Annotated in this window: 20 protein-coding genes; 4 read left to right on the top strand and 16 right to left on the bottom strand. The window is 46.2% G+C overall.

The genetic code is table 11. The features are described from left to right. Positions 1 to 146: 146 nt before the first annotated feature. The 5 genes from metH to ACO1PK_RS10845 form a co-directional block, all read right to left on the bottom strand. Complete coding sequence (gene metH / locus ACO1PK_RS10865; RefSeq protein WP_423185657.1) at positions 147 to 2,768, bottom strand: methionine synthase; 2,622 nt, start codon at positions 2,766 to 2,768, stop codon at positions 147 to 149. Continuing rightward, positions 2,768 to 3,835: a homocysteine S-methyltransferase family protein gene (locus ACO1PK_RS10860; protein WP_423185656.1), complete on the bottom strand. Its 1,068-nt coding sequence runs from the start codon at positions 3,833 to 3,835 to the stop codon at positions 2,768 to 2,770. The genes metH and ACO1PK_RS10860 overlap by 1 nt, the downstream gene beginning before the upstream one ends. A 3-nt stretch (positions 3,836 to 3,838) precedes the next feature. Next, positions 3,839 to 4,762: a homoserine O-succinyltransferase gene (locus ACO1PK_RS10855; protein ID WP_423185655.1), complete on the bottom strand. Its 924-nt coding sequence runs from the start codon at positions 4,760 to 4,762 to the stop codon at positions 3,839 to 3,841. A gap of 305 nt (positions 4,763 to 5,067) precedes the next feature. Next, entirely contained in the window at positions 5,068 to 6,120 is a 1,053-nt protein-coding gene (gene recA, locus ACO1PK_RS10850; protein WP_423185654.1) for a recombinase RecA, read from the bottom strand. 79 nt (positions 6,121 to 6,199) lie between these two features. Beyond that, the gene (locus ACO1PK_RS10845; protein WP_423185653.1) at positions 6,200 to 6,688 is read right to left on the bottom strand and encodes a CinA family protein; all 489 of its coding nucleotides are present in this window, start codon (positions 6,686 to 6,688) and stop codon (positions 6,200 to 6,202) included. A 31-nt stretch (positions 6,689 to 6,719) separates the two neighbouring features. Between ACO1PK_RS10845 and mutS the strand changes: the two genes are divergently transcribed. The 3 genes from mutS (at position 6,720) to ACO1PK_RS10830 (ending at position 11,845) form a co-directional block, all read left to right on the top strand. Continuing rightward, on the top strand, positions 6,720 to 9,326 hold the full coding sequence (mutS, locus tag ACO1PK_RS10840) for a DNA mismatch repair protein MutS (RefSeq protein WP_423185652.1): 2,607 nt from the start codon (positions 6,720 to 6,722) through the stop codon (positions 9,324 to 9,326). 48 nt (positions 9,327 to 9,374) lie between these two features. Next, positions 9,375 to 10,541 carry a benzoate/H(+) symporter BenE family transporter gene (locus tag ACO1PK_RS10835; RefSeq protein WP_423185651.1) on the top strand — a complete coding sequence of 389 codons (1,167 nt, stop codon included), beginning with the start codon at positions 9,375 to 9,377 and terminating at the stop codon, positions 10,539 to 10,541. An 86-nt stretch (positions 10,542 to 10,627) separates the two neighbouring features. Next, positions 10,628 to 11,845, top strand: a complete 1,218-nt coding sequence (locus ACO1PK_RS10830; RefSeq protein WP_423185650.1) for a dipeptidase — start codon at positions 10,628 to 10,630, stop codon at positions 11,843 to 11,845. Positions 11,846 to 11,934: 89 nt separating this feature from the next. Here ACO1PK_RS10830 and rpoS read toward each other — a convergent pair whose 3' ends face one another. The 10 genes from rpoS to ACO1PK_RS10780 form a co-directional block, all read right to left on the bottom strand. Continuing rightward, the gene (rpoS, locus tag ACO1PK_RS10825; RefSeq protein ID WP_423185649.1) at positions 11,935 to 12,924 is read right to left on the bottom strand and encodes an RNA polymerase sigma factor RpoS; all 990 of its coding nucleotides are present in this window, start codon (positions 12,922 to 12,924) and stop codon (positions 11,935 to 11,937) included. A gap of 89 nt (positions 12,925 to 13,013) precedes the next feature. Further along, positions 13,014 to 13,811 (bottom strand): peptidoglycan DD-metalloendopeptidase family protein, encoded by a 798-nt coding sequence (locus ACO1PK_RS10820; RefSeq protein WP_423185648.1) that lies wholly within the window; start codon positions 13,809 to 13,811, stop codon positions 13,014 to 13,016. 85 nt (positions 13,812 to 13,896) lie between these two features. Next, positions 13,897 to 14,790 carry a DUF368 domain-containing protein gene (locus ACO1PK_RS10815; RefSeq protein ID WP_423185647.1) on the bottom strand — a complete coding sequence of 298 codons (894 nt, stop codon included), beginning with the start codon at positions 14,788 to 14,790 and terminating at the stop codon, positions 13,897 to 13,899. Between the two features lie 25 nt (positions 14,791 to 14,815). Then, a complete protein-coding gene (locus ACO1PK_RS10810) occupies positions 14,816 to 15,454 on the bottom strand; it encodes a protein-L-isoaspartate(D-aspartate) O-methyltransferase (RefSeq protein WP_423185646.1) in 639 nt (212 codons plus the stop codon). Between the two features lie 2 nt (positions 15,455 to 15,456). After that, the gene (gene surE, locus ACO1PK_RS10805; RefSeq protein WP_423185645.1) at positions 15,457 to 16,209 is read right to left on the bottom strand and encodes a 5'/3'-nucleotidase SurE; all 753 of its coding nucleotides are present in this window, start codon (positions 16,207 to 16,209) and stop codon (positions 15,457 to 15,459) included. Continuing rightward, positions 16,210 to 17,298 (bottom strand): tRNA pseudouridine(13) synthase TruD, encoded by a 1,089-nt coding sequence (truD, locus tag ACO1PK_RS10800; RefSeq protein WP_423185644.1) that lies wholly within the window; start codon positions 17,296 to 17,298, stop codon positions 16,210 to 16,212. Then, on the bottom strand, positions 17,286 to 17,765 hold the full coding sequence (ispF, locus tag ACO1PK_RS10795; protein ID WP_423185643.1) for a 2-C-methyl-D-erythritol 2,4-cyclodiphosphate synthase: 480 nt from the start codon (positions 17,763 to 17,765) through the stop codon (positions 17,286 to 17,288). Before ispF ends, truD begins: the two co-directional genes overlap by 13 nt. Continuing rightward, on the bottom strand, positions 17,765 to 18,457 hold the full coding sequence (ispD, locus tag ACO1PK_RS10790) for a 2-C-methyl-D-erythritol 4-phosphate cytidylyltransferase (protein WP_423185642.1): 693 nt from the start codon (positions 18,455 to 18,457) through the stop codon (positions 17,765 to 17,767). The genes ispF and ispD overlap by 1 nt, the downstream gene beginning before the upstream one ends. Beyond that, entirely contained in the window at positions 18,457 to 18,735 is a 279-nt protein-coding gene (gene ftsB, locus ACO1PK_RS10785) for a cell division protein FtsB (protein ID WP_423185641.1), read from the bottom strand. The genes ispD and ftsB overlap by 1 nt, the downstream gene beginning before the upstream one ends. A gap of 66 nt (positions 18,736 to 18,801) precedes the next feature. After that, a complete protein-coding gene (locus ACO1PK_RS10780; RefSeq protein WP_423185640.1) occupies positions 18,802 to 19,455 on the bottom strand; it encodes a hypothetical protein in 654 nt (217 codons plus the stop codon). 143 nt (positions 19,456 to 19,598) lie between these two features. Between ACO1PK_RS10780 and ACO1PK_RS10775 the strand changes: the two genes are divergently transcribed. After that, a complete protein-coding gene (locus ACO1PK_RS10775; protein ID WP_423185639.1) occupies positions 19,599 to 20,117 on the top strand; it encodes a DUF1569 domain-containing protein in 519 nt (172 codons plus the stop codon). 15 nt (positions 20,118 to 20,132) lie between these two features. Here ACO1PK_RS10775 and ACO1PK_RS10770 read toward each other — a convergent pair whose 3' ends face one another. Next, positions 20,133 to 20,735: a hypothetical protein gene (locus ACO1PK_RS10770; protein WP_423185638.1), complete on the bottom strand. Its 603-nt coding sequence runs from the start codon at positions 20,733 to 20,735 to the stop codon at positions 20,133 to 20,135. Between the last annotated feature and the right edge of the window lie 89 nt (positions 20,736 to 20,824).

Here is a 20,824-nt window from a genome sequence, read left to right as displayed (position 1 = left end):
CGAAACCTTAAGCTGGTTTAGCACCAGTACATTGCCGTTTATCATACTGTAAAAAGCCATTAATTAAGAGTGGCAGCCACTGAAAAAACCACTTAGCCAAAGAAAAGCCGCCATAAAGGCGGCTGTGTTCTAGCATTGGGCAAACTTTAGCGGATATTCGGTGCCAACCAACTTTCAGCCGTTGCTAAATCCCAACCTTTGCGTGCAGCATAATCAGCTACTTGCGCAGCATCAATTTTACTTACCGCAAAGTACTTGCTATCGGGATGAGCAAAATACCAACCGCTGACCGCAGCTCCCGGCCACATGGCATAACTTTCCGTTAACTGCATGCCGATTTGCGCGGTTACGTCTAATAAATCAAACAAGGTGCCTTTTTCGGTATGTTCTGGGCAAGCAGGATAGCCTGGTGCCGGTCGAATGCCCTGATAAAGCTCCCGAATCAGTTGTTCATTGTCCAACTGCTCTTCGGCAACATAACCCCAGTATTCGCGACGCACTTTCATATGTAAGTATTCCGCTAAGGCTTCGGCCAGACGATCGGCTAACGCTTTTACCATAATGCTATTGTAATCATCATGCGCTTTAGCAAATTCAGCGGCAAACTCATCAGCACCAAAACCGGTACTTACCGCAAAAGCGCCAACGTAGTCAGCAATACCAGAGCCTGCAGGCGCGATAAAATCACTTAAACAACAATTGGGCGCATTGTTGCGCAGCGCCAATTGTTGCCGTAAGCCATACAAACGGCAACGCTCAGTTTGCCGACTGTCGTCGGTATAGATAATAATGTCATCGCCGTCACTATTGGCTGGGAAAAAACCAAAAGCGGCTTTGCCGGAGATCTGCTGTTGGCTAATCATATGATCTAACAAAGCATTGGCGTCTTTAAACACTTTACGCGCTTCAAGGCCCACTTCCGGATGGTTTAAAATCGCGGGATACTTACCCGACAACTGCCAGGTTAAAAAGAACGGCGTCCAGTCGATATAGTCTCTTAATACCTGTAAATCAACGTCTTGCCAGTAATGAACACCAGGTTGCTTAGGTGGTGCAGCCACTTTGCTTAAGTCCAGCGGGAAGCGGTTAGCTCTTGCCTCTGCCAAACTAAGCATTTTTTCACCGGGGCGACTGCGATGATGCTGCTCTACGGCAATGCGATATTCTTCGCTCACCCGTGCCAGATAGTCGGGTTTATTATCCGCGCTGATCAGAGATTGCACAACCGAGACACTGCGAGAAGCATTGGGTACATAGACTACGCCATGTTGATAATGCGGTGCAATTTTAACCGCAGTATGGGCTTTTGAGGTAGTGGCACCGCCAATCAGTAGTGGTACTGTAAAACCTAAACGGGTCATTTCTTTTGCGACATGCACCATTTCATCTAAAGACGGGGTAATCAAACCAGATAAACCAATGACATCTACATTGCGCTCTTTGGCTACACGCAAGATCTCAGCACAAGATACCATCACCCCAAGGTCGATTACCTCAAAGTTATTACACTGCAGCACCACACCGACGATATTTTTACCGATATCGTGTACATCGCCTTTTACGGTAGCCAGTAACACCTTACCTTGTGCCTGGCCACCTTCTTTTTCTTGCTCAATAAAAGGTTGCAAATAGGCCACGGCTTTTTTCATTACCCGGGCCGACTTTACCACCTGCGGTAAAAACATTTTACCTTCACCAAATAAATCGCCCACGACATTCATGCCATCCATCAGCGGGCCTTCGATGACATGCAGTGGCTTTGCTGCCTGTTGCCGAGCTTCTTCGGTATCTATATCGATAAAATCGGTAATACCTTTGACTAGCGCATGCTCCAGTCTCTTCCCTACTGGCAAACTACGCCAGGCATCATCCACTTTTTCTGCAACACTGCCATCACCCTTAAATTCAGCGGCAATATCCAACAAGCGTTCAGTGGCATCCGATCGGCGATTTAGAATGACATCTTCAACCCGCTCCCGCAGTAATTCTGGAATATCATCATAAACGGTTAATTGACCAGCATTGACAATGCCCATATCCATGCCCGCGGCGATGGCATGGTATAAAAAGACCGAATGGATCGCTTCGCGCACGGCATCATTGCCACGAAACGAAAAAGACACATTCGACACCCCACCGGAAATCTTGGCATAGGGGCAAAGACGTTTGATATCGCGAGTGGCTTCGATAAAATCGACGGCGTAGTTATTGTGTTCTTCTATGCCTGTGGCTACAGCAAAGATATTCGGATCAAAAATAATATCTTCGGGTGGAAACCCCACCTGCTCTGTCAAAATGGCGTAAGCGCGTTGACATATTTCTACCTTTCGCGCTCGAGTATCCGCTTGGCCTTTTTCATCAAACGCCATCACTACCACGGCCGCGCCATAGCGACGTAATAAACGAGCTTGCTGTAAAAAAGGAGCCTCACCTTCTTTTAGCGAAATGGAGTTAACAACCGCTTTGCCTTGGATACATTTTAGTGCGGCTTCGATCACTTCCCATTTCGAGGAGTCAACCATAATGGGTACCCGGGAAATATCGGGTTCAGAAGCCAGTAAACTGAGATAACGCACCATGGCGGCCTTGCTATCGAGCATGGCTTCATCCATGTTGATATCGATGATCTGGGCGCCATTTTCGACTTGTTGCCGGGCTACATCCAGTGCAGTTTCGTAATCGCCCTTTAAAATCAATTTTTTAAAACGAGCCGAGCCGGTAACGTTCGTCCGCTCGCCAATATTGATAAATCGTGCTTGTTGTCGCATTACCACTCCACCGAAAAGGCTTCTAATCCTGCCAAATGGAAACTATGATCAACCGCTTTAGGCTGGCGCGGAGGGGCATGTTTTACCGCCTCACTAATCGCTTTGATATGTTCAGGGGTAGTACCACAGCAGCCACCGACAATGTTCAAAAAGCCTTGTTTAGCCCAATCACCAATTTCTGCCGCCATCTCGGTTGCCCCAAGATCATATTCACCAAATTCGTTCGGTAAGCCGGCATTAGGGTGTACCGAGACAAAGGCTTGTGAAATACCAGACAAGGTTTCCACGTAAGGCCTTAATAGATCTGGACCCAGCGCACAGTTAAGCCCAAAACTCACTGGCTCAACATGGGCTAAAGAGTGATAAAAGGCTTCTGTGGTCTGACCGGATAAGGTGCGTCCAGAGGCATCGGTAATAGTGCCTGAAATCATCACAGGTAACGCAAAACCTAACTCTTCAAATACCTGCAACACGGCAAAGGCTGCTGCTTTTGCATTTAAGGTATCAAAGATGGTTTCCAGCATAATAATGTCCGCACCACCAGCAACCAGCGCATGAGTCGATTCAGTATAAGCAACCACCAGCTCGTCAAAGCTAACATTACGAAAACCAGGATCGTTAACATCAGGAGAAATAGAGGCTGTGCGGTTAGTCGGCCCTAACACGCCGGCGACGTACCTTGGTTTAGTCGGATCGAGCGCGGTGATTTCATCGCAGACCTGCCTCGCTAATGCCGCAGCTTCATGATTAATTCGTGCTGACAGCTGTTCCATTTGATAATCAGCCATAGCAATGGTCGTGGCATTAAAAGTATTAGTTTCAATAATATCGGCGCCCGCCAACAAATACTGGCGGTGTATCTCGGCAATTAACGCCGGCTGGGTTAATACCAGTAAATCGTTATTGCCTTTTAAATCGGTAGGCCAATCGGCAAACTCTGCACCGCGATAGCCTGCTTCATCTAACTGATGTTGCTGGATCATAGTGCCCATAGCGCCATCAAGAATAAAAATCCGTTGCTCTAGCTGCGCGCGAAACGCTGCCGGACTGAGTCTTGCTGTTGTCATAAATTATTTCCGGCCAATTTGGTTAATATCAAAAGGCGTTGCTTGGTAAACATAATAGTTTAACCAATTACTGAATAATAAAAAGGCATGGGATTGCCATAACTTTTGCGGCCCTTGCAAAGGATCATTATTGCGATAGTAATTCTCGGGAATGCGCGCGGCAATACTGGCAGCCACATCACGTTTATACTCATCATCTAAGGTGTTGAGATCATACTCCGGATGGCCGGTGACAAAAATACGGCTGCCACTACTGTTTTGTAGCAGATAAGCGCCCGTGGCATCGGCCTCGGCTAACACATGTATATCGGCATGCTCTTGATACTTTTGTTTAGGAACTTGGGCATAACGTGAATGGGGGACTAAAAACTGATCATCAAAACCACGCACTAATGGGCTTAAGGGTTGCGATACTTGCTGCCAATATACACCTGATAGTTTTTCACCACGGATCTCACGTTGCAAGCCATAGTAATGATAGAGAGCGGCATGGGCGGCCCAACACAGAAACAAGGTAGACGTGACGTGCGTATCAGCCCAACGTAAGATTTCACCAAACTGCTGCCAATACGTGACATCCTCATAATCAACTAAGCCTAAGGGCGCGCCAGTAATGATTAAACCATCGTATTTCTGCTGTTGTACATCCGAAAAATATCGGTAAAAACAATTTAAATGGCTCTCGGACGTATGCTTACTAACATGATCATCAATCCGCAGTAATTCAATATCCAATTGCAATGGGCTGTTGGCGAGTAAACGTAATAGCTGTATTTCCGTGGCAATTTTATTCGGCATTAAGTTTAAAATTGCCACTCTTAATGGCCGAATATCTTGTGCCGCGGCACGGCTCTCTGTCATCACAAATACGTTTTCAGCTGATAAGGCCTCTACCGCAGGTAACTGATCAATTACTTTTACAGGCATAACTTACTCCGAGCACCGTCGATACGCTACTTTGCGTAATAAACCACAAGATGTCAACTTCTATACGTTTAGACGTCCAAAAGATGCGGGTATTATCTGCTTAGCTTAAAAAAATGCAATAAAAAAATCCCCATGAACCTTATAAAATTGTTCAAACGGGGATTTTTTAAAGCTCTCATCCATACCAAATTCGTTTTGGCCTAGAGAAAGCGTGTTACGCTTTTGCAAAAGTTAACGCTAATGTCAGTTTTGCCTTATCTTCAGTGGTAACTTCATTACTCATGCGCTAGCGTAACCAAAGGATTTTAATCCTCTTCTGGCTCAACCATCTCCGCTAACTCAGCCGGATTATCTACCATCGATTCGCCTGGCTTTAACAATAAGCGCTCACGCAACGTTTTCTCAATTTCGTCTGCGACTGCCACGTTTTCGGCCAAGTATTTCATGGCGTTTGCCTTGCCCTGACCAATCTTATTTCCTTGATAGGCATACCAAGCACCAGCTTTATCCACTAAGTTTTGTTGCACACCTAAGTCAATCAGCTCACCTAACTTATTGATACCCGCACCATACTGGATAATAAATTCCGCTTGTTTGAAAGGTGGCGCAACTTTGTTTTTAACCACTTTTACTCGGGTTTCATTCCCCGTGATCTCGTCACCGTCTTTTACTGAGCCAATGCGGCGAATATCCAAGCGCACTGAAGCATAGAATTTAAGCGCATTACCGCCCGTGGTAGTTTCAGGGTTACCAAACATTACACCAATCTTCATCCGGATTTGGTTGATAAAGATACATAAGGTGTTGGAGCGTTTGATATTAGCCGTTAGCTTTCGCAGTGCCTGCGACATTAAGCGGGCTTGTAAGCCCATATGGCTATCACCCATATCGCCTTCAATTTCCGCTTTTGGCGTTAAGGCAGCAACAGAGTCAACAATAACCACATCGACAGCAGCAGAACGTACCAGCATGTCACAAATCTCTAATGCTTGCTCACCGGTATCAGGTTGTGAAACCAACAGTTTATCGACATCAACACCCAGCTTTTTAGCATATACCGGATCAAGAGCGTGTTCTGCATCGATAAACGCACAGGTTTTGCCGGTTTTTTGTGCTTCAGCAATAACTTGTAACGTTAGAGTGGTTTTACCAGAAGACTCAGGACCATAAATCTCGACAATACGACCGTAAGGCAAGCCACCTATACCGAGCGCAATATCTAATCCTAATGAACCCGTTGAAACCGCCTCAATATCCAAAGCGGTACTATCACCAAGGCGCATAATAGAACCTTTACCAAATTGACGCTCGATCTGGCTTAAGGCAGCATTAAGGGCTTTTTGTTTGTTATCGTCCATTTTTTTGCTCCGAAATAGTCGGTAATATAAGTGGCACCGATGCGGCACTGTATGAGCATACAGTAGTCGAGTTTTAGGTCTATGTCAACAGCAAGATACATTGACGTAGCGCGTGCTCAATAGCTTGCTGTCGAATTTGCTGTCGGTCGCCGTCAAAATGTAAACGCTGCGAACTGATTTGCCCCTGCACTGCAAAGCCAAAGCAGACAGTACCAACCGGTTTTGCTGAAGAACCGCCCCCCGGCCCAGCAATGCCAGAGATCGCGATAGCTATTTCTGCAGCCGCGGCTTTAGCCGCACCAGCCGCCATTTCTGAAACGGTTTGCTCGCTAACAGCGCCAAACTGTAATAAGGTTGCACTGCGAACCCCTAATAGCTGCTGTTTGGCTTTATTACTGTAAGTAATAAAACTACGATCAACATAAGCAGAACTACCTGCTACCGCCGTGAGCCAATAAGCCACCCCCCCACCGGTACAAGATTCAGCAGTGGTGATACTGCATTTTTTCCGTAATAATAGCTGACCTAACTCGCTGGCAAGCTCAAAACTTGCAATAGCCATTGTCATAGTTAATCCAACGGGAATTCATAACCACATTATGCCGTCAGACCAGAAACCGGAGCAAGTGTTAAGCGCTCATACGCCGATGATGCAACAGTATTTTGGCTTAAAAAGCCAACATCCCCATATTTTGCTGTTTTATCGGATGGGTGACTTTTACGAATTATTCTTTGACGATGCCAAAAAAGCCGCAGCCTTGCTGGACATTTCATTAACAAAGCGTGGCCAAAGCGCGGGGGAACCTATTCCAATGGCCGGAGTGCCCTACCATGCCGTCGAAGGCTATTTGGCCCGCTTAGTTCAGTTGGGCGAGTCAGTAGCAATTTGTGAGCAAGTGGGCGATCCGGCGACCAGCAAAGGCCCTGTTGAACGCAAAGTGGTACGCATTGTCACGCCAGGTACAGTTACAGATGAGGCGCTATTAAATGAGCGGCAAGATAATTTACTCTGCGCTATTAGCCAAGGCCGGCAACATTTTGGTTTAGCCCAATTGGATCTAAGTAGCGGTCGTTTTTTACTAAATCAGGTCAATAACCCTGACGATTTGGCCGCATTATTACAGCGCTTAAATCCGGCAGAGCTGCTCTACCCAGAGGATTTTAGCCAAAGCGCGCTCACCGAACGCAAGGGCGCGCGTCGCCGCCCTATTTGGGAATTTGATTTAGCCAGCGCCGAGCGCTTACTCTGCCAACAGTTTGAAACGCGCGATTTACATAGCTTTGGCGTAAAAGACGCACCAGTAGCGCTAATGGCGGCCGGTTGTTTAATGCAGTATGTTAATGATACTCAACGTGCTCAGTTACCGCATATTCGTAGCATCGCTTTGGAGAGACCTGAAGATTATATTGTACTGGATGCCGCCACTAGACGAAATCTGGAACTGACCAGCACCCTCTCTGGCCAAACCGATAACACTTTAGCCTCAGTGCTGGATCGCTGCCAAACGGCAATGGGCTCGCGTTTATTAAAACGCTGGATCCATGCACCACTGCGGGATCAGAATGTGCTGAACCAGCGCTATGCCGCAGTCAATGAGTTAACTGATGATTACGAAGCCTTACAACCACAATTAAAACATATTGGCGATATTGAACGGGTAATTGCCCGCTTGGCGCTTAAAAGCGCGCGGCCGCGTGATTTTTCGCGCTTACGCCATGCCTTAGCGGCCTTGCCTGAGCTGCAACAACAGCTTACGCTGGCTAGAAGCCCGCTACTGTTACAGCACGCTGCACACAGTGAACCACTGCCCGACTTACTGGCATTGTTAACTGCGGCTATTGTTGAAACACCACCAGCGTTAATCCGTGACGGCGGCGTTATAGCCAGTGGTTATAATGCCGAATTAGATGAATGGCGCAGCTTAGCCAATGGTGCAACCGATTATTTAATGGCGCTGGAACTGCGCGAGCGCGAGCGAACCGGCATTAGCTCACTTAAAGTCGGCTTTAACAAAGTGCATGGTTTTTTTATTGAAACCGGTCGCAGTGCCGACGATAAAGTGCCAGCAGACTACATTCGCCGGCAAACCCTTAAAAATAATGAACGCTACATTATTCCTGAGCTTAAAGAGCACGAAGATAAAGTTCTGGGCAGCCAAAGTAAGGCGCTGGCGTTAGAAAAGCAACTTTATGAGCAGCTGTTTGCGCTTGTTAGCCCCTATTTAGCCCAATTACAGCAGCTGGCCAGCGCGCTGGCCGAATTAGATGTGTTAGCCAGCTTTGCCGAGTGCGCGGTGGTGCATCAGTATTGCCGCCCACAATTAAGCAGCGAAATTGGTATTACTATTCAGCAAGGCCGGCATCCGGTGGTCGAGCAGGTATTAAAAGATCCCTTTATCGCCAACCCCTTGCAGCTTAGTACTGCACGGCGGATGCTAATGATTACCGGCCCCAATATGGGCGGTAAATCAACCTATATGCGCCAGACGGCATTGATTACGCTTATGGCGGCAATAGGTAGCTTTGTCCCAGCCGAGCAAGCCATTATCGGTCCTATCGATCGGATCTTTACCCGAATAGGCGCCTCAGACGATCTTGCCTCGGGTCGCTCGACCTTTATGGTGGAAATGACTGAAACCGCGACAATTCTGCACCATGCAACGGCGCAAAGCTTGGTGCTGATGGATGAAATCGGTCGTGGTACCAGCACCTACGACGGGTTAAGTCTGGCTTGGGCCTGTGCGGACTATCTGGCCAGCAACATTAAGGCCCTTACCTTATTTGCAACCCATTATTTTGAACTGACGCAATTGCCAGATTTACTGCCTGGCGTTGTCAATGTGCATTTAGATGCGGTTGAGCATGGTGATAGTATTGTTTTTATGCATCATGTGCAGGAAGGCGCTGCCAGCAAAAGCTTCGGCTTACAGGTCGCGCAATTGGCGGGGGTGCCGAAACATGTTATTGCCCAAGCGAAGCAAAAGCTGCGGCAATTAGAACAACAAATGCCAAGCAAAACTACTGCACCAACAACTACACCGACAAGTAAGCAGGCTGTACAGGCGTCGTTGCCGCAGCAACAATTAGATTTATTGACGCCTGAGCACCCAGTATTGCTGCAATTACGCCAATTAAAACCGGATGAGCTCAGTGCCAGACAAGCGCTGGATTTACTATACCAACTAAAACAACAGCTTGATGCTTAAAACCAGACTCCGCTAAGGTAGCTGGCAACAACAGCATAAGGAAAAAATATGCTACTGAAGGACGTCAGTTTATCTGCAGTGGTCGCCGGCTTTGTCGCGGTGCTGGTGGGTTTTGCCAGCTCGGTTGCCATCGTATTTCAAGCGGCAGCAGCAACGGGTGCCGGCAGCGATATCATGGCATCCTGGCTGCTGGCTCTGGGTATCGGTATGGCCATCACTTGTATTGGCCTGTCCTGGTACTATAAAGCCCCGGTCATTACCGCCTGGTCAACACCGGGCGCCGCATTACTAGCGGGGAGTTTACAAGGGCTGAGCCTGGCAGAAGCCACCGGTGTTTTTCTGTTTACTGCCTTACTGGGGCTGATTATCGGCCTTAGCGGTATGTTTGAACGTTTAACCAAACTCATCCCATTGCCTTTAGCCAGCGCTATGCTAGCGGGAATTTTACTGCAATTTGGCTTTGCCATTTTTAGCGCCATGCAAAGCGAGTTATTGCTGGTCAGCGTTATGTGTGTTACCTATTTAGTCGCTAAAGCCTTTAGCCCGCGTTACGCCATTTTATTGGTACTGCTAAGTGGAATTGGCACTGTGGTTGTTGCCGGCCAGCTTGATTTATCAGGAGTATCCTTAACGCTGGCAACACCCGTTTGGGTCACCCCAGAGTTTTCCATTGCCGCCATGCTGGGGGTTGGCTTGCCGCTATTAATTGTAACCATGGCTTCGCAAAATATTCCTGGTGTTGCTGTGCTGCGCGCCAGCGGCTATAGCACGCCAGTATCACCCTTAATTACGAGCACCTCTTTAAGCACCTTGTTACTGGCGCCTTTTGGGGCTTTTTCCATTAATCTGGCCGCCATTACTGCGGCGATTTGCAGCGGTAACGAAGCGCATCCTGAAGCTGCAAAACGCTATATTGCCGGCATAGCAGCAGGGATCTTTTATTTACTCTTTGGGTTAGCTGGCGCAACGGTTGTAGCCTTATTTGCGGCCTTTCCTACTGCCATGGTAGCGGCGTTAGCCGGGCTGGCGTTAATCAGCACCATTGCCGCCAATTTATATAGCTGCACTCAGGATAGTGACTACCGCGAAGCGGCAGTGATCACTTTATTAGTTACCGCGTCTGGCGCCAGTTTCTTCGGTATCGCCTCGGCGTTTTGGGGGTTATTAGCTGGCATTATCACAGTAATGATGACTAGACTGTCGAAAAAGGGTTAGCGTTAATCGCAAGCGATGATAGGGTTGCGCAAGCTTACCCTAGCAGGCTAAGCTCTGAACTATCATAAAAACAATAAGGAAAAATGATGCGCTTTTCAAAAATTACTCTATTAACCGCAAGCTTACTGCTTTCAAGCCAAGCTATGGCAAGTAACAAAAATGTCACTGAGGCAGCAGCCCGTGCATTGCATGAACAAATTCTCACTATTGATACCCATGTCGATATCGGTCGTGGTTATGCCACGCATTTGTTAGATCCGGGTGGCTTTAGCAAAGCTCAAGTCGATTTACCGAAAATGCGTGCTGGCGGCCTCGATGCTGTATTCCTAATTGTCTATGCCGGCCAAGGTGCATTGACAGCAGAAGCTTACCAACACGCAGCCAAGACGGTTGAAGAAAGCTATCAGGCCATTATGCGGATGATTCGTGCATACCCTGAACAAGTCGGTTTAGCCCGCACCGCAGATGACGTAGAAGCCTTGCATAAAGTCGGTAAACGTATTGTGCTACTGGGTATGGAAAATGCCTATCCATTAGGTGACAGTATCAAAGATGTGCCGAAATGGGCCGAACGCGGTATTCGTTATGTTGGCTTAACGCATATTGGCCATAATCAATTCTCCGGTAGCTCTAACCCTAGAGCCGATCTTAACGACAGTGAAACGGATCCCGGTTTATCCGAATTAGGTCGTACCTTGGTTAAATCGCTTAATCAGCATGGTATTCTGATTGATGTGTCGCATGTTGGTAAAAAGTCGATGCTAGAAGCTATTCAGCTGTCTACAGCGCCGGTGATTGCCTCGCATTCTAGCGCGATGACAGTGCATGCCAACTTACGTAATTTAGATGATGAGCAATTAGATGCAATTAAGGCTAATGGGGGCGTGGCGCAAATGGTGGCCTTTCGCAGCTATGTCGCCCAACTGGATCCGACACTAGCTGCCGCTATTGGTGAATTACGTCAACAGTATTTACCTAATGGCTGGGCCAATGCGAACGACGAGCAACGCTTAAACTATGATGCGAAATTAAAGCAACTACGTCGCAGTCATCCTGACGTCACTTTAGCGCAATTTGTTGATCATATTGATTACACTGTTAAACGAATTGGTATCGAGCATGTTGGTATTGCTTCTGATTTTGATGGCGGAGGTGGTGTAGCAGGCTGGGATGATGCCAGTGAAACGTTGAATGTTACCTGGGAGCTGATGCGCCGAGGCTATACTCAAGCACAAATTGAAGCCCTGTGGGGAGGAAATGTACTGCGTATCCTTCGCCAAGCCGAACAGGTTGCTAAGCAGTAATTAAGCCACACTTAAACAGCCCGCCATTACCTTGCTACTGAGATAAATAAAAACCGCGTTACACTTGCTGCAACGCGGTTTTTAAAAGTTTACTCTTGAAAAAGCGTTTCTATGTTAAGGCCCTGATGGGTAACAATTTCTCGAAGCCGGCGCAATGCTTCAACCTGAATTTGCCTTACTCGCTCCCGCGTTAAACCAATTTCATGTCCAACATCTTCCAAGGTAGAAGGCTCATAGCCTAACAGACCAAAACGCCGTGCTAATACTTCACGCTGTTTCGGATTTAATTCTTCTAACCAAATTACCAGATGCTGCCGAATATCCGCATCTTGTAACTCTAACTCTGGACCTAACTCCTTTTCATCTGCTAATACATCTAACAGCTGCTTCTCAGATGAGCCCGCAACTGGCGTATCGACGGAAGTGATTTTTTCATTGAGTTTGAGCATTTTCCGCACTTCCGCAACCGGCTTATCTAAAGCGGCAGCGATTTCTTCTGCGGTAGGTTCATGATCTAACTTTTGCGATAACTCTCGGGCTGCTCGCAAGTAAATATTCAGTTCTTTCACTACATGAATCGGTAAACGAATGGTACGGGTTTGATTCATAATGGCCCGTTCTATCGTTTGTCTAATCCACCAGGTAGCATAAGTCGAAAAACGAAAGCCTCTTTCTGGATCAAATTTTTCTACCGCTCTGATTAACCCTAAGTTGCCTTCTTCAATCAGATCTAATAAGGCTAAACCACGATTGATATAACGCCGGGCAATTTTCACCACTAATCGTAAATTACTTTCAATCATGCGTTTTCTGGCGGCTTTATCCCCTTTTAGAGCAAGACGGGAAAAATAGACTTCTTCTTCAGCGGAGAGGAGAGGCGAAAAACCAATTTCACCAAGGTAGATTTGTGTCGCATCCAATGCTTTTTGACTGTCATCTCGCACTAATAGCTCTTCTAGACTGCTATCATCTGCGGATAATTCGAGTAACTCGGTATCTAAATCTTCATCGTTTATTAAGCTATCATCGGTTAAATCGTCTTCTTTTAACTCAGTTAAATCGTTATCTTTTGTCACCATACAATATTCCCCATTACTAAAAACGCCCTGTCGGCACGCCTTTGCTTCCTAGCAAGTGAACACAGTTATTATTGTTATTTTTTATATTACTACTTCGGAAGATACCGTTGTGGATCAACCGATTTACCTCTAAACCGTATTTCAAAGTGTAACCGAGTACTAGACGTATCGGTATCACCCATTTCGGCTATTTGTTGACCAGCTTTAACATTTTGGCGTTCCTTTACCAAAATACGCTTATTATGGGCATAAGCGCTTAAATAATCATCGTTATGCTTGATGATGATTAAATTACCATAGCCCCTTAAGGCATTGCCAGCATACACGACTTGACCATCCGCTGCCGCATTAATACGGGCGCCATCTCGTCCAGCAATTTGCAAACCTTTACTACCATGTTCAGCAGTTGAGAACCGAGCCAAAATCTGCCCACGAACAGGCCACTGCCATTTCACTCTCCCAATAGCCGCTGCAGGGGAAGAAGAAGCTGAGGGTGAACTGGGTAATGTATTGACCTGACCATAACCCTTTTGCGCATTAGCCGCAACTGATTTAGCAGACTTTGTTGTATTTGTAGCACTTCTGGGGGCAGCTGCAGAACTAGCGGGAACAGAGCGCGCTGAAGCCCCTTGCAACTGCAGCACTTGACCAGGAAAAATCGTATAAGGTGCACGAATATTATTTCTTGCCGCCAGCGTTCGAAAATCTTGGCCTGAGCGGAATGCAATGGAGTAAAGCGTATCACCACGCTGCACCACGTATTGGCGTTGCGTCAGCGATACACTTTGCCGTTGTTGCATTTGTTGCTTTCTTAACTCTAAGGTTGTTACCGGTGCAGGTGCAGAGCGATTAGAACAAGCTGTGAGTTGTAAAAAAATAACAAACAACAGAGTTGCTTTGGCAAGCAACCAACAAGCATTATATTTTGTTACAGCAATGCCAACAATAATCACTTACTCCTTGACGCAAGCTCTAATGTTCCTGTGTTTTTGCGGGTAACTTACCTAAAAGCCTCTCCAAATTCAGCAACAACAGCATTACAATCACCGCAGCGATAAAAGAGCCGACAGCAAGTAACATATCATGTTGACCAAACTTCTCAGCATATTTGGCTGGACTCAACATTTCGCTACCTGCCTGCCATGGCCATAAGCGGTACAATGCGCCTACCACCACACCAGTAAGTAAGGCCAACGTCGCATCATGGCAGCGTTGCAATAGCCACTTTAAAAAATGGGTAAAACTCAGCAAACCGATAATACAACCGGTTGCAAATAAAAACAGCACACTAAATTGTAATTCTCGAACAGCCAGCAAAACTGGGGAGTACATACCCAACAATAACAAGATAAAACTGCCAGAAATACCGGGCAAAATCATCGCACAAATCGCAATAGCACCAGCAGCGAAAAACATCCAACTCGCAGGTTGCAACTCAACTGCGGTTAACATGCTCACCTCCAGAGCAAACAAAGCTCCGATCAAAAACAGCACGCCTCGCCAAAGACTCCACTTGACCGCCATAAGTAACACAGGTAAAGCGGTTAAAATCAAGCCATTGAAAAAGGCCCAAACCGGCACAGCGCGATGCTCGAGTAACCAAGTAATAATAGAAGCTAAAGAGAAGATACTACCTAAGATCCCTGATACCAAACACAGTAAAAAAGTACCATCTATATGCTGCCAAAATGCGTTAAAACGACCTTGCCAAAGTAATTTCACCGCCTGAACATTAATCGCACTGATCGCATTTAACAAACGTTCATAGATTCCCAAAATAAACGCCAAAGTACCGCCCGATACGCCGGGCACCACATCTGCAGCACCCATAGCTATCCCTTTTAAAATCCATTGCAAATAATTCATAGTTTTCCTGAAAATAAAAATTAGCTTACGCTAACTCACCTGGCACCAAAGGCACAAAGCGAACCGTTTCAATATCTTGGCTTTGCCATTCATCAGCATGGCGCTGATAAACTCGCAACACTTGCTGCTCAGCTCCTACTGGAATCACTAAACGTCCGCCCTCGGTTAATTGCTCAAGTAAGGCTTGTGGCACATCATTTGGCGCCGCCGTCACAATGATACTGTCAAAAGGCGCTTTGCTTAACCAGCCTTGCCAGCCATCACCATGCTTCATTGAGACATTGTGTAAATCTTGCTGTTGTAAACGACGTTTGGCTTGAAACTGTAACGATTTAATCCGTTCCACGGAGCAAACATGGCTAAATAAGCGAGCTAAGATTGCCGTTTGATAACCAGAACCGGTGCCTATTTCTAATACTTTGCCGCAACTGCCGCCTTGCAATAATAGTTCGGTCATTCTGGCAACAATATAGGGCTGCGAAATCGTTTGCCCCAACCCTATTGGCAAAGCGGTGTTTTCATAAGCTTTATGTGCTAATACTGGCTCCACAAAGAGATGGCGCGGCGTTTGAGCAATAGCCGATAACACTCGCTGATCTGTAATGCCATCGAGCTGTAATTTTTGCGCCAACACTTGCGCACTGCGAGAAGTCACTACGGCCATAACTATAAAGCTATCCCATCGAGCCAACGGGCTAGGTTTTCCATACTTTTATAAGCAGACATATCAACATGCAAAGGCGTTATCGACGCATAGCCATTGGCAATAGCATGAAAGTCAGTGCCCTCACCCGCGTCTAATTCAGGTCCCAAAGAACCATACCAATAAATTTTCCTGCCCCATGGATCCGTTGAACTTGTCATGGTCTCTGCTTTGTGGCGACGCCCCAAACGAGTAACCTTGATGCCTTTTAATTCGTGTAGCGGAATAGCCGGGACATTAATATTTAAAATTTGGTCGGCAGGTAATGGATGAGATTGTAATTTACGAATCACCTCTACAGTAACATGCGCAGCAGTAGCAAAATGCTGCTCATCACGTCCTGCTAGTGATACCGCAATAGCTGGCAGCCCCAAATGGCGGCCTTCTGTTGCCGCAGCAACAGTCCCAGAATACAGTACATCATCGCCTAAGTTTGCACCATGATTAATACCGGCCACCACTAAATCAGGAGTAAAATCGAGCAATTGACTGATGGCTAAATGCACGCAATCCGTTGGTGTGCCATTGACTGAAATAAAACCATTTTCCAAGCGGTGCGTGCGCAGTGGATTAAGCAGCGTTAAAGAGTTACTGGCACCACTACAGTTACGATCGGGCCCTACGGTGGTCACCTCTGCTAGCTGTGATAAGGCGTGCTGTAGTACTTGGATACCACGGGCATGCACACCATCGTCATTACTTAATAAAATTCGCATTTAACACTCCATCTGCGCAAGCGCTCGGGCGCTATCTTGATAACAGACTAATTCTCTAAGCACACTTGTGGCAAAGCAGCCTGCAGGTAAGGCGAAGCGCAGTAAAACATGCTCTGCATTCACCTCTGCGGTCAGTTGTTCAGGTATTAATCGCATACTTCTTCGCCCTGCTTGCACGCGTAAGTTAATGAGCCCAGCCACCCAATGCTGCCATGGCGCTAACGTCTCTTGTTCAAACTGTGCAGCCTCAGTAGCCACTAATACTTTGCCATCCCCAACTAAGGGTGCAGTCAAGTGAATATCGGCATTGTGCAAACGCTGCATCAGTAGATCATCAACCACAGTTATTGGAAAAATTGAACCTGAACCATGCAGCTGAACCACATCACCGGGTAGTAAGCGCTGATAACAACGCTGCACTAATCTAGCAGAAATTACCTGATTAAATAAAAAAGAACGGCTTGCAGATAAAGCTAAACCACGTAAATAGCGATCAGCAATACTTTCTCCACTAAATAAGCGTTCTGCCAGCTGTAAGTTTCCACCGTTGATCCCAAAACGTTGCTCACCATAATAATTTGGAACACCAGCTTTAACTTGTTCCAATCTAACAAGCAGCGCATTAATGTCAGAAACCTGTCTCAACCGTATCGTAAAATGATTTCGCTTTAAAGCACCCAAACGCAATTTACGATAATGTCTGACCACTTGCAGGATCTTAGCGCCTTCGATTAACCACTCTTGCCATGGCAGCTCTTGTTTAATCGGCCATTTAAAGCAAAACCACTGCTGCGTTACCGCATGGCGATCTTTTAACCCCGCATAGCTGATATCTCTTACCCTTAAACCGGTTAAACGCGCCAGCTCACGGGCAATAAACTGGGTGTTTTGCCCTGTTTTTTCAATTTGTAACAATACATGCTCGCCCGCACCGCTCGGCTCAAAATTCAGCTCTTCCACGACCACAAAGTCGCTGGCTTCTGCTCTGATACAGGCGCTTACTGCAGGCTTGTCATATAAATAGGCTAAAGGAAATTGCAACAACCGATTTGGCATAGCATGCGCAGATAACTCGCTTATTTCTGACATAACAAAACCACAGCCTCTACGGCAATCCCCTCTTTACGACCAACAAAACCTAATTTTTCAGTAGTGGTGGCTTTCACGTTAACTTGCGACAGCTGACAGGCTAGATCCGTTGCGATACAGTTACGCATCGCATTAATATGGGGGGCCATCTTGGGGGCTTGCGCCATAATAGTTATATCTAAGTTGCCAATCTGATAGCCCAACTGACTGACATCGCTAAACACTTTACGTAACAAAATACGACTATCAATATCTTTAAATGCGCTATCAGTATCAGGAAAATGATGCCCAATATCACCTAGTGCTAAGGCACCCAGCAACGCATCTGCCACAGCATGTAACACCACATCACCATCAGAATGCGCTAATAAACCTTGTTCATAATCAATTTTAACGCCACCCAGCGTAACGGGGCCTGCGCCACCAAAAGCGTGCACATCAAAACCATGCCCGATTCGTATTGTCATTATTGGTCTTGCTCCAGGTAAAATGCCGCTAATTTTAAATCAGCAGGACGGGTAATTTTCAGATTACTGCTATGCCCCTCAACCAACAGCACGGGTTCCCCAGCCCACTCCATGGCGGAGGCTTCATCAGTAACAGTCACCCCTGCAGCTAATGCCGCAGCGATATGTTGTCGTAATAATGCGGTTGGAAAAAACTGTGGGGTCAAGGCATGCCACAAATCATCGCGTTCTACGGTATGACTGACCAACTGTGAACCTCGTTTCATGGTATCTCGTACCGGCGTGGCTAAAATTCCGCCATGACCAACAGCAAAGCAACGTGTCATTAATTGCCGAATATCTTCGGTACGGACTAAAGGACGAGCAGCATCATGCACCAGCACCCAAGGCATTTGCTTAGCATCAATTTGCAATAGCGCATTTAAAACGGAATGAACACGTTCAGCGCCCCCATCAACGCGAATGACTTGAGCTGACGGTATGCCACTGCTGGCAAAGTAAGGATCATCTGGCTGCAATGCCAAATAGATTTGCTTTGCCGTGCTAACCGCTAATAGGGGCTGCATGCTGTGCTCAAGAATAGTTTTGCCCTGCAGTCGCAAATACTGTTTTGGTAGGTCGGCTTGCATCCGTTTACCAACACCCGCTGCTGGGATAACCACGGCAATATCAGGAAATGTATTTATAGACATTAAGGATCTCGCGGCACTATCCGAAAGAAGACTTCATCTTCCGCTATTAGCCCAAGTTCATTGCGAGCTCGCTCTTCAATGGCCTCCTGCCCCTGACGTAAATCATTTACATCCGCCAGCAGCATTCTATTTCGTTTCATAAGCTCCTGATTACTCGCTTGCTGTTTAGCAATTTCGGCTTGCTGCTTCAAGTAATCAGTCACACTGAGCTGCCCAAACCATAAACGGTATTGCAACGCAATCAGAACTATCAGCAAAAGTGCTATTAATATACGCATAATCAGTATTGAGTTATCTCTGTCAGAATATTATGAAGCTTTAAGCAGTTACTGCAAAGCATTAAATCAGTCTGTTTTACCTAAATGCGGCCGAGCAAAATTACGCCAGTTCAGACGGCTCGCCAGCAGCAGCTCACGCAAACTGAGTAATCGCGGTTCTTTTTTTTGCATATTCAGCCATTGATGACCGCAACAGGCCGCCGTCATGATGTTTTTGTCCGGTTTTAACATAAACATATTACAATTTTCGTTTTGTAAAGGCATACCGTTAAACGCAAACCAGCCAAATTGATTGCAGTGCAGTTTCTGATCTTTGAAATCCACTTCGTCCACACTGTCTAACAAAATGCTTTCTAGGGTATGTTCTTCGCTGTAAAGGGGCACGATCAAGCCTGGCTTAGCTGACTTCAAATAAAACGACGTAATCGCATCGGCGGGCTGTTTATTCGCCGGACAGCGACTAAATTGTCTTGAAAACCAAGAAGCATTTTGACTATCTAACCCCAACGCCGTTTGGTAGCTAAGGATACTGCTCGCTGCCCGTCTAATATAAAAAGGTAAACTGGCCAGCCGTTTTGGTAACTGTGCTAGTTCATCCGCGGGAGTCAATGCTAAACGCAGCAGTTCACGCTCATACAAAGCATTACACAGCTCGATATAAGTGTGATTCTCTGGCGTTACTTGCCAAAAGTGGGGTTGATTTTCATGCATCATCGTCATGCATCGATGTTAGCCAATCGCTCAATTATTGTAAAAGACTAAATGTAAAGAAACAGCAAAAGGTCACTATAACAGAAGGCAAGCTGGACGCTGTCATAAAAACAGGCTAACGTATTAGCCTGTTTTTTGAAGCCCACGAAATCATGAATCGTCGACAATTTTTTAAAGCCGCCGCCATTACTCCGATAGCCGTTATGTTAGGTACTAAATTTATTGCCACTTTACGCCCCTATCCTTTACAAGCGTTACAAACACAGTTACGTGGGCTGCAACCTGAGCGGTTGGTCAGTTCAGGCAGTTGGAATGTCAGTCAAATTTTCCAGCACTGTGCACAAAGTATTCGTTACTCTATTTATGGCTATCCTGAACATTATTCGACACTCTTTAAAAATACCGCTGGTAAGCTTGCGCTAAATGCCTTTGCGGCGAAAGGCAGTATGCATCATCCTTTAGATGAAGTGATCCCCGGTGCGCCAGAGCTACAAGCTGATGTACCAAATGATGTTGCTTTACGTGAATTACTATTTGAACTGCAGCAGTTTCTGCATTGGCAGGGCGAATTAGCGCCGCATTTTGCTTATGGCAGTTTAACTAAAGCACAGTATTATGCAGCTCATTATCTGCATCTAGAAAACCATCTACTTGAGATCAGACAGGTTTAAGGCATCAGTAAAAGGTTATAACGCATTATCTCTTAATTCAAACTCACTTTGCGCTAACCCTTTAGCTGCTGGATCGCATTTAATTTGTACTCTAAAACCAAAAAGTAAGTTATCCGCCGGATCAGGATGCCCAGTTTTATTTAAGCGCAAACTCACTGTATGCAATCCAAAAAAGAGTTGTTGCACCTCAGGACTATATTCTTGACGTAAGGCGGCAAGTTGTTCTTTGGCTAAACGTGAACATTCATCAGCATTACCGGCAAGTTGCGCCTGAGTTTGCGCCGAGATCCAGTAAAGCAGATTAGCTTGGTTAAAATGCAGATTAACGGACACACTGCCTTCCGCACCAAGCCGCTGCGCCTGACACTGATTTTTAATACATTTATGGGCAGTGGCACTGGTTTGATCTGCTTTTTGCAGATTAGAAAAATGTTGCTCCAATAAGGTATTGGCCCGCACTCTATCCATACCAAGTTGAAAATTCTGCACCGTAATTTGCATAAGATCCGTTTCGCTAATCACCGCTTTTGCAGTTGACTGCGGACTCCATAACAACAACGGAACACTGAATAAGATACCGAGTATCGCACTCTTATAACGACATACTGCAACAATCATCTTATCTCCCACAACTATAAAATGGCTAAAATTACTATAGCGCAACTTCGAACGCCCTTTTTGATTCTTGATAAAAAAAGGCTGAATTA

This window comes from Alishewanella sp. d11, from assembly GCF_049390205.1.
In the GTDB taxonomy this organism is placed as follows: domain Bacteria; phylum Pseudomonadota; class Gammaproteobacteria; order Enterobacterales; family Alteromonadaceae; genus Alishewanella.
This window is presented reverse-complemented; position numbering and strand designations above follow the sequence as displayed.